Annotated in this window: 10 protein-coding genes; 4 read left to right on the forward strand and 6 right to left on the reverse strand. The window is 68.2% G+C overall.

The annotated features are described in order from the left end of the window. Positions 1–198: 198 nt before the first annotated feature. A complete protein-coding gene (locus BC102111_RS06480) occupies positions 199–861 on the forward strand; it encodes a vitamin K epoxide reductase family protein (protein WP_009375419.1) in 663 nt (220 codons plus the stop codon). A gap of 118 nt (positions 862–979) precedes the next feature. On the opposite strand, the gene ndk is transcribed toward BC102111_RS06480, so the two are convergent. The 6 genes from ndk to BC102111_RS06510 all read right to left on the reverse strand — a co-directional run bounded on the left by ndk (position 980) and on the right by BC102111_RS06510 (position 8,764). Next, positions 980–1,393: a nucleoside-diphosphate kinase gene (gene ndk / locus BC102111_RS06485; protein ID WP_101623857.1), complete on the reverse strand. Its 414-nt coding sequence runs from the start codon at positions 1,391–1,393 to the stop codon at positions 980–982. 67 nt (positions 1,394–1,460) lie between these two features. Beyond that, complete coding sequence (locus BC102111_RS06490) at positions 1,461–1,826, reverse strand: DUF4233 domain-containing protein (RefSeq protein WP_063249782.1); 366 nt, start codon at positions 1,824–1,826, stop codon at positions 1,461–1,463. After that, a complete protein-coding gene (locus BC102111_RS06495) occupies positions 1,823–3,193 on the reverse strand; it encodes a bifunctional folylpolyglutamate synthase/dihydrofolate synthase (RefSeq protein WP_063249781.1) in 1,371 nt (456 codons plus the stop codon). The genes BC102111_RS06490 and BC102111_RS06495 overlap by 4 nt, the downstream gene beginning before the upstream one ends. Continuing rightward, positions 3,190–6,468, reverse strand: a complete 3,279-nt coding sequence (ileS, locus tag BC102111_RS06500) for an isoleucine--tRNA ligase (protein ID WP_101623858.1) — start codon at positions 6,466–6,468, stop codon at positions 3,190–3,192. The genes BC102111_RS06495 and ileS overlap by 4 nt, the downstream gene beginning before the upstream one ends. A gap of 357 nt (positions 6,469–6,825) precedes the next feature. Further along, the gene (locus tag BC102111_RS06505) at positions 6,826–7,581 is read right to left on the reverse strand and encodes an SDR family oxidoreductase (protein WP_101623859.1); all 756 of its coding nucleotides are present in this window, start codon (positions 7,579–7,581) and stop codon (positions 6,826–6,828) included. Between the two features lie 91 nt (positions 7,582–7,672). Beyond that, on the reverse strand, positions 7,673–8,764 hold the full coding sequence (locus tag BC102111_RS06510; protein WP_009375400.1) for an acyltransferase: 1,092 nt from the start codon (positions 8,762–8,764) through the stop codon (positions 7,673–7,675). 129 nt (positions 8,765–8,893) lie between these two features. Between BC102111_RS06510 and valS the strand changes: the two genes are divergently transcribed. The 3 genes from valS (at position 8,894) to BC102111_RS06525 (ending at position 13,276) form a co-directional block, all read left to right on the forward strand. After that, complete coding sequence (gene valS / locus BC102111_RS06515) at positions 8,894–11,539, forward strand: valine--tRNA ligase (RefSeq protein WP_101623860.1); 2,646 nt, start codon at positions 8,894–8,896, stop codon at positions 11,537–11,539. 192 nt (positions 11,540–11,731) lie between these two features. Beyond that, positions 11,732–12,421: an AIM24 family protein gene (locus BC102111_RS06520; protein WP_009375398.1), complete on the forward strand. Its 690-nt coding sequence runs from the start codon at positions 11,732–11,734 to the stop codon at positions 12,419–12,421. 447 nt (positions 12,422–12,868) lie between these two features. Next, complete coding sequence (locus tag BC102111_RS06525; RefSeq protein WP_101623861.1) at positions 12,869–13,276, forward strand: SRPBCC family protein; 408 nt, start codon at positions 12,869–12,871, stop codon at positions 13,274–13,276. Positions 13,277–13,327: the final 51 nt, after the last annotated feature.

Consider the following 13,327-nt stretch of genomic DNA (forward strand, 5'->3'; position numbering starts at 1 on the left):
AGCGCGTTGGCTCAGGATGCTGCCTCATCTTCGTGTCGACCTGCGAGGCCGTTCCCTCGACTCGGTGGAGGCACGTCTCCCGCCCGGTGTGAGGGCGAGTATCCGTCGCACCATTATGTCACAGTTTCTCCTGTCATCTGCGGTGCGAGGGGCTGTGCGCGGTTTGCCGCGGACCCCGCGGCCAGGCATGCTTGAGGGGTGAACACCGCACACGCGCCCGCAGACGACGACCTGGCCGACGACATCGCTCCAGCAGCACCGACGAGGTCGTGGGTGCTGCGGCCGACGGCCTTGGGGATCTTCCTCATCGTCGGCTCCGTCATCGGCTTCCTCGCCTCCTTCGCCCTCGCCGTCGAGAAGTACGAGAAGCTCGAGAACCCCGAAGCGGCGCTCTCGTGCGACCTCAACCCGTTCTTCTCGTGCGGTTCGGTCATGGAGTGGCCGCAGAGCCAGCTCTTCGGCTTCCCCAATCAGCTCATCGGCGTCGCCGCGTTCATCTTCCCGCTCCTCCTCGGCGTCCTCCTCGTCGCGAAGGCGCGGATCCCCGCCTGGGTGATGATCGGGCTCAACATCGGCCTCGCCCTCGGCGTCGCTCTCGTCATGTTCCTCTTCTACACCTCGATCTACGTCATCGGCGTCGGCTGCCCGTGGTGCATGGTCGTGTGGACCGTGACGATCCCGATGTTCTGCGCCGTCACCGCGCACAACGCCCTGGCCGGCAGCTTCGGTCGCGGCGTGCGCGACAGTGCGATCGTCCGCGTGCTCGCGAAGGAGAACATCGCGATCGCCGTCGTCTGGCTGCTCATCATCGCCTTCTGCGTCGTCGTCCAGTTCTGGAACTTCTTCTCGACGCTTCTCTGAGTCCCATCCTCCCGCCGAGGCGGCCGCCCGGTCTCCGGTGCCGCCGAGGGTCAGGTTCGGACCCCAGACAGCAACGTGCCCCGCAGGTCGGCTGACCTGCGGGGCACGTGTGCGTGGCTCAGTTGGGGAACCAGATGGCGATCTCGCGCTCGGCCGATTCCTCGGAGTCGGAGCCGTGGACGAGGTTCTTCTGCACCTTCTCACCCCAGTCGCGGCCGAGGTCGCCGCGGATCGTGCCGGGGGCGGCCGCCGTCGGGTCGGTCGCCCCGGCCAGCGAGCGGAAGCCGGGGATGACGCCCTGCCCGGAGGCGATGATCGAGACGATCGGGCCCTCGGACATGAAGTCGACGAGCGGCTGGTAGAACGGCTTGCCCTCATGCTCGGCGTAGTGGGCGGCGAGTTCCTCGGCGGTGGCGGTGCGCAGGCTCAGCGCATCGATCGTGTAGCCCTTGGCCTCGATGCGGGAGAGGATCTGTCCGACGAGTCCCCGGGCGACTCCGTCGGGCTTGATGAGGATGAGCGTGCGTTCCATTCCGGTCCTTCCGGTCGATGAGATCAACGTTGGACAGTGTACCCGGGCGGTTCCCGGCGATGACCGCTCACGCGCGTTCGGCGACCTCGCGGTCGATGCGCGCCGACCAGTAGACGGCCACGGCGTACATCGCGACGAAGATGGCCGCGACGAAGAACATCGCCGGAATGACGAAGCCGGTGGCCACGAGGAGCACCTGGACGAGCCACCCGATCGCCGCCCCGGGGCGGCGCTGCCCGATCTGCCGCGGCAGGAGGACGACGGCGACGATCGCGACGACGGCGATGATCGAGGCGCCGACGAGCAGCTGGGTGAGTGTGAGCGTGCCGTTGGTCTTCACCGTCAGTCCGTACGCGGTCAGTGCCGCGAAGTAGACGACGACGAGTTCGCAGATGAGGATCGACCCGGCGAGCACGGGGTACTTCGACTTCATTCGGCCTCCTCCCGTCCCAGCAGCAGGCGGGCCTCGGCGACGGTGTAGAGCGAGCCGGTGACGACGACGCCGGGGCGCTCCGCATCGGCGGCGGCGACGAGGTCGAGGGCCTTCATCAGGGCCGCGTTGAGGTCGGGGGCGGTGAGGACGGCGTCCTCGTCGACCCATTCCCGGGCCGCCTCGGCGAGGGTGTCGATGTCGAGGGCCCGGTCGCTCACCGGGGCGGTGACGACGAAGGCGTCCGCAGACCGGTGGAGGGCCTCGAGCACCCCGTGGACGTCCTTGTCGGCGAGCATGCCGAGGACGATGACGGTGTAGTCGAAGTCGAACGCCTCGGCAATCGTCTCGGCGAGCACCGCTGCGGCGTCGGGGTTGTGCGCGCCGTCGACGAGGACCGCGGGTCCGGTGCGCACGAGTTCGGCGCGTCCGGGCGAGGTGACATGGGAGAGTCCTTCGGCGACGGTGTCGCGGTCGAGGGGTTTGTCCTCATCGCCGAGGAAGGTCTCCGCGGCGACGAGGGCGACGGCGGCGTTGTGCGCCTGATGCTCCCCGTGCAGGGGCAGGAAGAGGTCCGAGTAGACGTCGCGCAGACCCTGGACCGTGATGAGCTGGCCGTCGACGGCGCGCTGGCGCTCGAGGAGGCGGAAGTTCCGGTCCTCGACGAGGGTGGGCACGCTGCGTTCGGCGGCTTCGGCATCGAGGACGGTCAGCGCCTCGTCCTCCTGGAGGGCGATGACGGCGGTCGGCTCGGGGGCAGGGCTGGGATCGACGGTGCGGTCGAGGATGCCGGCCTTCGTCCGGGCGATCTCTGCCAGCGTGTCGCCGAGGAACGCCTGATGGTCCATGCCGATGCGCGTGAACACGCAGACCTCGGCATCGGCGACGTTGGTCGAGTCCCACTCCCCTCCCATGCCGACTTCGGCGACGACGACATCGACGGGGGCGTCGGCGAAGATCGCGAACGCGAGGATCGTGAGCACCTCGAAGTAGGTGAGGGTCGCCCGGCCCGCCTCGGCGAGTTCGGCGTCGACGATGTCGAGGTACGGGGCGATCTCGTCGAAGATCCGCACGAAGTCCTCATCGGCGACCGGGTGGCCGTCGACGGAGACCCGCTCGGTCACCGAATGCAGGTGGGGGCTGGTGAAGCGTCCCACCCGCAGGTCGTGGGCGGTGAGGATCGCATCGATCATCCGCGCCGTCGACGTCTTGCCGTTCGTCCCGGTCACCGTGATGACCGGAGCTGCCCGGTGGATGTCGCCGAGGAGTTCGACGGCGCGCTTCGTCGCGTCGAGGCGGACCTCGACCTGGGTCTCCCCTGCCCGGGTGAGCAGGGTCGCGTACACCCGGGTGAGCTCGTCGGCGCTCATGCCCGCACCACCGAGATCCGGGTGCCCGAGGGAAGCTCCTCGGGGGCGAAGACCTCGGCGGCCCCATCGAGGGACGCGAAGTCGAGCCCGGTGGCCAGGGTCTCTGCGCTGATGAGGTCCCGGTGGGCGCCGAGCGCCTCGGCGACGGAGTCCTCGGCCTCGATGACGACGGTGATCCTGTCGGCGACGTTGAGGTCGAGCTGCTTGCGGATGCCCTGGATCGCGCGCACGGTGTCACGGGCCACGCCCTCGGCCTCGAGCTCCGGGGTGACCCGGGTGTCGAGGGCGAGGAAGCCCGAGTCGAGGGCGGCGAGCTCCATGCCGTCGGAGCCGGATTCGGCCACCGACTCGAGCGTGTACTCGCCCTCGACGAGGTCGACTCCCCCGCTCGTCACGGTGCCGTCTGCGCCGACCGACCAGTCCCCGGTCTTCGAGCCCTTGATCGCGGCCTGGACCTGCTTGCCCAGACGCGGTCCCGCGGCACGGGCGTTGACGACGAGGTTCTGGGTGAGCGAGAAGCCTGCTGCCTCCGCCTCGGCGAGGTCGAGCGATTCGACCTCCCTGACGTTGAGCTCGTCGGCGATGATCGCGGTGAACTCGGACCCCAGATGCTCGCCGCTGGCGACGACGAGGCGGCTGAGCGGCAGGCGCACCCGCAGGCGGTTGGCCTTGCGCACCGACGAGGCGGTCGAACTGATGTCGCGGGTGAGATCCATCGCGGCGACGAGGTCGGCGTCGGCCGGGAACTCGGAGGCATCCGGGTAGTCCTCGAGGTGGACGGAGCGGTTGCCGGTGAGTCCGCGGTAGATCTCCTCGACCGTGAACGGCAGCAGCGGGGCTGCGACTCGGCAGAAGGCCTCGAGGCACGTGTAGAGGACGTCGAAGGTCTCATGCGTCTCGGCGCCGCCGTCCCAGAAGCGGCGCCGGGACCGGCGCACGTACCAGTTGGTGAGCATGTCGAGGTAGCTGCGGACGATCTCGCAGGCCGCCCACACGTCGAAGTCGTCCATCGCCGCAGCGAAGTCGACGATGAGGTCATGGGTCTTCGCGAGCAGGTAGCGGTCGAGGACCTGGGAGGAGTCGAAGCGCTTCTGCGCGCGGTAGCCGCTGCGATCCTCGCCGGCATCCTCCCCCGCGGCGTCGGCCGTGTTGGAGTAGGTCGCGAAGAACTGCCATGTGTTCCACAGCGGGAGGACGACCTGGCGCACGGCGTCGCGGATGCCCTGTTCGGTGACGACGAGGTTGCCGCCGCGCAGGATGGACGAGGCCATGAGGAACCAGCGCATCGCGTCCGAGCCGTCGCGGTCGAAGACCTCGTTGACGTCGGGGTAGTTGCGCAGGGACTTCGACATCTTCTGCCCGTCGGAGCCGAGCACGATGCCGTGGGAGATGACGTTGCGGAAGGCGGGCCGGTCGAAGATCGCGGTGGCGAGGACGTGGAGGAGGTAGAACCATCCGCGGGTCTGGCCGATGTACTCGACGATGAAGTCCGCCGGGAAGTGGTTGTCGAACCATTCCGCGTTCTCGAACGGGTAGTGGACCTGGGCGTAGCTCATCGACCCCGAGTCGAACCACACGTCGAAGATCTCCGGGATCCGGCGCATCGTCGACTTCCCCGTCGGGTCGTCGGGGTTCGGGCGGGTGAGGTCGTCGACCCACGGGCGGTGGAGGTCGACCTCGCCCCTGTCGTTGACCGGGAGGCGGCCGAAGTCGGCTTCGATCTCCGCGAGCGAGCCGTAGACGTCGGTGCGCGGGTAGGAGGGATCGTCGGAGATCCACACCGGGATCGGCGATCCCCAGAAGCGGTTGCGCGAGATCGACCAGTCGCGGGCGTTCTCGAGCCACTTGCCGAACTGGCCGTACTTGACGTTCTCGGGCACCCAGTTGATCTGCTCGTTGAGTTCGACCATGCGGTCCTTGAACTCGGTGACGCGGACGAACCAGGACGACACGGCCCGGTAGATGAGCGGGTTGCGGCAGCGCCAGCAGTGCGGGTACGAGTGCTCGTAGCTCTCGTGGCGCACGAGCAGGGCGTTGCGGCCGGCGAGCGGGCCGGTGTGGTCTCGCAGGTCGCGGATGATCTGGCGATTGGCGTCGAAGACCTGCTGCCCCTCGTAGTCGGGGACGGTCGAGTCGAAGAGGCCCGCGTCGTCGACGGGGCGCACGGCGAGGATGCCGTAGGAGTCGGTGAGCTCCTTGTCCTCCTCACCGAAGGCCGGCGACTGGTGGACGATGCCGGTGCCGTCCTCGGTGGTGACGAAGTCGGCGGAGAGGATCGTGTGCATCCGCTGCCCGTAGTCGTCCTGGCGCGCCTCGAAGTAGGGGAACGGCGGTTCGTACTCGCGTCCGACGAGCTCGCCGGCGGGGAACGTGCGGAGGATCTCCGGGTTCTCCCCGAGTTCACGGGCGTAGGCGCTCAGGCGCGCCTCGGCGAGGATGAGGGTCTTGCCCTGGAGTTCGGGCGCACCGTCGTCACCGGCGACGACGGCGACGAGCGGGATCTCCGGGTTGACGGCCACGGCCTGGTTCGACGGCACCGTCCACGGGGTCGTCGTCCAGATGAGGACCCATTCGTCGGCGTCGACGAGTTTGTACCCGATCGTCACCGCCGGGTCCTGACGCATCTTGTAGACGTCGTCGTCCATCCGCAGCTCGTGGCTCGAGAGCGGGGTCTGGTCCTTCCAGCAGTAGGGCAGGACGCGGTAGCCCTCGTAGACGAGGCCCTTGTCCCAGAGCTGCTTGAACGCCCAGATGACGCTCTCCATGTAGTTGACGTCGAGCGTCTTGTAGTCGTTGTCGAAGTCGACCCAGCGTCCCTGGCGGGTGACGTACTCCTCCCACTCCTTCGTATAGCGCAGCACGGAGGCGCGGCACGCGTCGTTGAAGGCGGCGAGTCCCATCCGGCCGATCTCGGACTTGTCGGTGATGCCGAGCTGGCGTTCGGCCTCGAGCTCGGCGGGCAGGCCGTGGGTGTCCCAGCCGAACCGGCGGTCGACCTTCTTCCCCCGCATCGTCTGGAACCGCGGCACGACGTCCTTGACGTATCCGGTGAGGAGGTGACCGTAGTGGGGCAGGCCGTTGGCGAAGGGAGGGCCGTCGTAGAAGACGAACTCGTTCGAGCCGTTCTCGCCCGGGTCGCGCTCGTCGATCGAGGCCTGGAAGGTGTCGTCCTGCTTCCAGTACTCGAGCACGGCGCGCTCGATCTCCGGGAAGTTCGGGGAGGCGCTGAGGCCGAATGCGGAGGTCGAGACCTTGGGGTAGAGCGGTTGCGTCATGAGCGTCCTTGTGCGTAGCAGCTGTCACGTGCCGCGAGGACGACATCACTGCCGCGGTACCACCCCGCTTATCCGTTCACACCGCGGGGCGGCGCCGAGCGGATCGCTCATCGGCGGACGATGACGGGTCCAACCGTCCGGGTCTAATGGGCGAGGTCGACCGCCGAGGCGGTCGGAGTCGCTGTTCTTCCGGATGCTCCCCGGTGATGGCCGGATCATCGCAGTCCCGATTCTATACCCTGTCCGCAGCCCCGGACCACCCGCCGGGTGCCGTGCGGCGCCGGGCACCCGGCGGGCGGTGCGGACTGCGCTGCGGGCAGCGCGGAGACGGCGTTGTGGGCGGTGTGCTCTCCCTTCTCAGAGCCCCTTGTTCCGGGCGACCTTGTGCTGGGCTGCCTGGGCGATGGGGCGGATGACCATGAGGTCGACGTTGAAGTGGTGCGGTCGGGTGAGGGTCCACACCACGGCGTCGGCGACGTCCTCGGCCGTGAGCGGGTTCTCGACCCCTTCGTAGACCTTGCCTGCGCGTTCGGCGTCTCCCCCGACGCGTTTGAGCGTGAACTCGTCGGTGGCGACCATGCCCGGGGCGATCTCGATGACGCGCACCGGCTCACCGGCGAGTTCGAGGCGCAGGGTCGCGGCGATCGAGTGCGTGCCGTGCTTGGCGGCGACGTACCCTCCGCCGCCCTCGTAGGCCTGATGGCCCGCGGTCGAGGACATGACGACGATGTCGCCGCGGCCCGATGAGATGAGAGCGGGCAGGAACGCCTTGACGACGCGGAGGACGCCGAGGACGTTGATGTCGAACATGTCCCGCCACCCCTCGACCGAGGCCTCAGCGACGGTGTCGGTGCCGTACGCGGCTCCTGCGTTGGCGACGAGGGCATGGACGGGTCCGCCGGCGAGCACCTCGGCGGCCATCGCGGCCACGGCTGCGTCGTCGGTGAGGTCGGCGACGATCATGCTCGCCCCGGTCTCCTCGGCCAGGGCGGCGAGCCTGTCCTCGCGTCTGGCCACGGCGACGACGTCCCAACCCTGTTCCCGCAGGTCACGCACGGTGGCCGCGCCGATGCCCGAGCTCGCTCCTGTGACCACTGCCCGCAGTGCGCTCATCTCTTCCCACTCCTCTGTGCTCGCTGACTGACTGTGGGGCCAGTCTACGAGTCGTGACGGGGGCGGGGCTGGGACGATCCGGTGTGCGGGACTAGGCCGAGCGCCTCGGCGGTGGTGAGGGGTTGCGGGGACCGCCTTCGCCGAAGACGGCACGGACTCCGGGGATCTTCACCGCCACCCATGTGATCGCGACGCAGATGACGGTGTAGACGACGGGCATGACGAAGGCGTGGACGAGGACGCCGGGCACGGTCGTCGGCAGGCCGATCTCGTTGCGCAGGGGATAGAGGACGAGGGGGTGGAGGAGAAAGACGCCGAAGGAGTACGGGTAGAACCAGTGGAGGAACCGGAAGCCCGTGCGCATGTAGTGGTGGAGGAGGAGGTAGGCGGCCAGGGAGGCGATGACGACGCCCGGGGACAGGTACTCGTACGGGTAGAGCCACGGCTTCTCACCGGGTCCGAAACCCGCCCACAGTGCCGTCGTCGCCGTCGCCGCGACGAAGGCGACCCAGGCCCAGACGACGCCGCGGGTGGAGAGCACGACGTCGCGGAGCACCCAACCGAGGATGTAGAAGCCGGCCATCGGCAGGAAGCGGGTGGCGATGTTCGCCTCCCCGACGGAGAAGATCATCGACACGAACTGGTCGACCATGCCGATGCCGAGGAAGATCAGCCCCGTCCCCCATTGGAGGCGCCTCGAGCCGTGGACGCTGAGCAGCCTGAAGAAAGGGGTGAGAAGGGTGAGCCCGGCGAGGACGTAGAGGAAGTAGAGCTGGACGAAGGGTGAGCCGGAGAGGATGGCGAGGAACGCGTTCCAGTCCGAATCGGGCGGCAGCAGGTAGAAGCGTCGGAAGGCGACGTAGACGACCGTCCAGAACACGAGCGGGATGCCGATGCGCCACACGCGTTTGGAGAGGAACTTCCGCGGCTCGGTGCCGCGACGGGGGTCGAGGGCAAGGGCGCCGGAGATCATGATGAACACGGGCACCGACCAGCGGCACGCGGAGTCGATGACGTTCGCGACCCACCAGTCGGGGCCCTGTGCGGCGAAGTTCTCCTCGACGACAGTGCCGAGGGAGTGGATGGCGACGACCGCGACGATGGCGAAGGCGCGGGCCGGATTCATCCAGCCCGTCGAGGTGGGCGGCGGATTCTCTGTTCCGATCTTGTCCAAGGTCGCCATGTCCCCATCGTCTCATCTCCGGACCTGCTCCTGCCGCGGGGCTGGGCCGCTCCGCATGCCGGTCAGGCGCGCGTGCGGGGGCCGGGACCGGTTTGGCGAGTCGGGGTGCGAGTGAGAAAATCGACAACTATGAACTCACCTGCCTACGGAGACTCGACGCACGAGTCAGTCAGCCTGCCGGACAAGCCGGCCCTCGAAGGACTTCGCGACAAATGGGATGCCGCCTGGAGCGAGTCCGACGTCTACGCGTTCGACGTCGACACCGACCGTGAGCAGGTCTACTCGATCGACACTCCCCCGCCGACGGCGTCGGGATCCCTCCACGTCGGCCACGTCTTCTCCTACACCCAGACCGACATCATCGCCCGCTTCCAGCGGATGCAGGGCAAGAACGTCTTCTATCCGCTCGGCTGGGACGACAACGGCCTGCCGACCGAACGGCGCGTGCAGAACTACTACGGGGTCACCTGCGATCCCTCCCAGCCCTACGACGCCGACTTCGAACCGCCGGCGAAGCCGGCGAAGAACTCCCGGGACTTCGTGCGCGTGTCCCGGCGGAACTTCATCGAACTCTGCGACCAGCTCTCGGCTGAGGACGAGAAGGTCTTCGAGGACCTCTTCCGCTCCACCGGCCTGTCCGTGGACTGGAAGTACACGTACCGGACGATCGACGACACCTCCCGTGCCGTGAGCCAGCGGGCCTTCCTCGCCGACCTCGCCGGTGGGCATGCGTATTCGCAGGATGCCCCGACGATGTGGGACGTCACCTTCGGCACCGCCGTGGCCCAGGCCGAACTCGAGGACCGGGAGAAGGAGGGCGCCTACCACAAGGTGAGGTTCTTCCCGCAGGGCACTGACGGTCTCGCCGACACCTCCGCCGACCCGATCATCATCCTCACCTCGCGGCCCGAGCTCATCCCCGCCGTCGTCGCCCTCGTCGCCCACCCCGACGACGAGCGCTACCAGCCGCACTTCGGCACGACCTTCGTCTCTCCCCTCTTCGGCGTCGAGGTCGAGGTCAGGGCGCACGAGCTCGCGAAGTCCGACAAGGGCACCGGCATCGCCATGGTCTGCACCTTCGGCGACCTCACCGACGTCACGTGGTGGCGGGAGCTCGACCTGCCCACCCGCGCCGTCGTCAACCGCGCCGGACGGCTCAGCCTCGAGGTGCCCGAGTGGATCGCCGCCTCCCCGAAGCCCGACGCCGTGGCCAACTACGAGCAGCTCGCGGGCAAGACGACGTTCACCGCCCGCAAGGACATCGCGGAGATGCTCCGGGACAGCGGCGACCTCGTCGGGGAGATCGAAGCGATCACCCACCCGGTGCCGTTCTACGAGAAGGGCGACAAACCACTCGAGGTCGTCACCTCCCGCCAGTGGTACATCCGCAACGGCGGGCGTTCGGCCGAGCTGCGCAACGAGCTCATCGCCCGCGGGCGGGAGATCGACTGGCACCCCGCGTTCATGCGCTCGCGGTACGAGAACTGGGTGGAGAACCTCAACGGCGACTGGCTCGTGTCCCGGCAGCGCTACTTCGGCGTGCCCATCCCCCTGTGGTACCGCCTCGACGAGGCCGGTGAACCCGACTACGAGAACCCGATCGTTCCCGAGTCGCTGCCGGTCGATCCCATCGCCGAGGTGCCCGCGGGCTTCACCGAGGAGCAGCGCGACCAGCCGGGCGGGTTCTCCGCCGACCCCGATGTCCTCGACACGTGGGCGACGTCGTCGCTGACCCCGCAGCTGCTGGGCAAGTGGAGCCGGGACGAGAAGTTCTTCGAGACCGTCTTCCCGTTCGACCTGCGCCCGCAGGCCCACGACATCATCCGCACGTGGCTCTTCTCGACGATCGTGCGCGCGAACTCTCTCAACGACGCCGCCCCATGGAGGCACGCCGGCCTCTCGGGCTGGATCCTCGACCCCGACCGGAAGAAGATGTCGAAGTCGAAGGGCAACGTCGTCGTCCCCTCCGACATCCTCGCCGAGGCGAAGCCGGGGTTCGGCCCCGACGCGGTGCGCTACTGGGCGGCGAGTGCGAAGCTCGGCGCCGACACGGCCTATGACGTCTCGCAGATGCAGATCGGCAGGCGGCTGGCGATGAAGCTGCTCAACGCCTCGAAGTTCGCTCTCGCCCAGGGTGTCCACGCCGGACTCGTCGGACAGGTCGGTTCGGTCACCCATGACCTCGATCGGGCGCTGCTCGTGCGCCTCGGCGAGGTCACGGCGAGTGCCACCGAGCACATGGCCGCGTACGACTACGCCCACGCCCTGCGCGAGGTCGAGAGCTTCTTCTGGGAGTTCACCGACGACTACGTCGAACTCGTCAAGGACCGCTCGTACGGTGCGGGCACCGAGGAGGATCAGCTCTCCGCCCACGTGACGCTGGCCACGGCCCTCGACGTGCTGCTGCGGCTGTTCGCGCCGATCATGCCCTTCGTCACCGAAGAGGTCTGGTCGTGGTGGCGGACCGGGTCGGTCCACCGTGCGCCGTGGCCTGGCAGAGAGCAGCTCATCGATCCGATGGGCTCGGTCGATCCAGCCCTGCTCACCTCGGTGGCGGCTGTGCTCAGCGAGATCCGGAGGGCGAAGACCGAGGCGAAGGTCTCGCAGAAGACTCCGGTGCTCAGCCTCTCGATCGAGGCCCCAGCCCAGATCACCGGGGCCGTCGCCTCGGCGGAGGGCGATCTCAAGGCCGCCGGACGGGTGCAGACGCTCACGACCGACGTCGGCGGGGACGCGATCACCATCTCGGCGATCGAGTTCGAACCGCAGGCCTGAGGGCCGACGCCAGGACGCAGGGCGGAATCGGGGACCATCCCGGTTCCGCCCTGCGTCGTGTTCGCACCGAATTCACCCGTGTTCCAGAATCACCACATCATTCGCCCGCTCACCGGCGCGGAATCCCTCTACGATTGAGACGACGAAGGAAGGGACACTGGGTCCCTCCTGGTGAGAAAGGCATGACAGACGATGAGAAGTGAGCTCTTTGCCCAGCGCAACGCCGAGGTGCAGAACCGCGACCGTTGGACCCTGCAGTCGAGCAAGATGCTGCGGACCGTGATCACGCCGGACGCGCCGATGATCGCCACGAAGGGCGCCATGGTCGCCTACCAGGGCGACGTCCGCTTCTCCCACCAGGGATCGAAGTCGGTCGGCCAGTTCATGAAGAAGGCCGCGACCGGTGAGGGCGGCAACGTCATGCGCGTCGAAGGCAACGGCGAGGTCTTCTTCGCCCGCGAGGCCTCGAACATCTTCATGATGACCCTTGAGGGCCAGCAGGATGCGCTCACCGTCAACACTGCCAACCTCCTTGCCTTCGACGATGCTCTCGCGTGGGAGATCAAGCGGATCAAGGGCGGCGTCGGCGCGCTCGCCAGCGGATCGGGCCTGTTCAACCTCGAACTCAGCGGCACCGGCACGGCGGCTATCTGCTGCAAGGGCGACCCGATGGTCCTCGACGCCTCCCAGCAGCCGACCTTCGTCGACCCGCAGTCGGCCGTGTGCTGGTCCTCCTCGCTCGCCCCGCAGATCAAGACCGACGTCAGCCTCGGATCGTTCTTCGGCCGCGGCTCCGGCGAGTCGATCCAGCTCGCCTTCCACGGCCCGGGCTTCGTCGTCGTCCAGCCGGCAGAGAACGCGGTCTACACGCCCCAGGCCTGAGCGCACGGTCGCTTCACCCCACCGCGGGGCCGCGGGCACCGTCGCCCGCGGCCGCGCGGTCATCATCAGCACTCCCCTCGACCCCGGCGCGCTCCCCACCGCGCCTGTCTCCCCACGCCGCGCCGCGCCGCGCCGAAACCTCCGGCCGTCGAATCCACCGTGTGCCGACAATTCATCCCTGTAACCGCACATCATCCCCGCCGGGGCATAACGCCTCGGCAGCTCAGCACGTCAGAGCCTTAGCGGCAGATCCTACGTGTGCCAGGGTTGTTTTTGCGGCCGCACGTATGGGGTACGATCTCGGACTGACGTTGCCAGCGACCGCGACCGGCGTTGCGCGCCGCCACCGACCGATGCTTCGCATGTCGCCCACGCCGAGTGGCGCGCCGCACGTCGCCCACGCCGAGTGGCGCGTCGCCCAGATTCACGACTTCTTGGAGGCCAGCGATGACCGACGAACGCACGATCGACGTCGATCAGTTCCTCACCCATCCGCCCCACGCAGTGTGGCGGGCACTCACCGAACCCGAGATCCTCGCGATGTGGTGGGCACTCGGCGACGTCGCGCCCGTCGTCGGGCACGCCTTCACCCTCGATATGGGCGGCTTCGGCCAGCAGCCGTGCACCGTCACCCGAGTCGAACCCGAGACCCTCTTCGCTCATACGTTCGCCGAGGGCAGTCTTGACTCGACGCTCACCTGGACACTCCACCCCGAAGGCACGGGCACCCGTCTGCACCTCGCTCACTCAGGCCTCGACGTCGACACCCCGACGGGCAAGCAGGCGTTCACCGGGATGGGAGCCGGCTGGCCGCGGGTGCTCGCGAACATGGAGTCCGCCCTCGCCGAGGTGTGAGGGAGGCAGCCTCTTCTGCACGGCGGTCGCTCACCCGGCTCGAACTACGAG

The sequence above is a fragment of the Brevibacterium casei CIP 102111 genome (assembly GCF_900169275.1).
Classification (GTDB): Bacteria; Actinomycetota; Actinomycetes; order Actinomycetales; family Brevibacteriaceae; genus Brevibacterium; species Brevibacterium casei.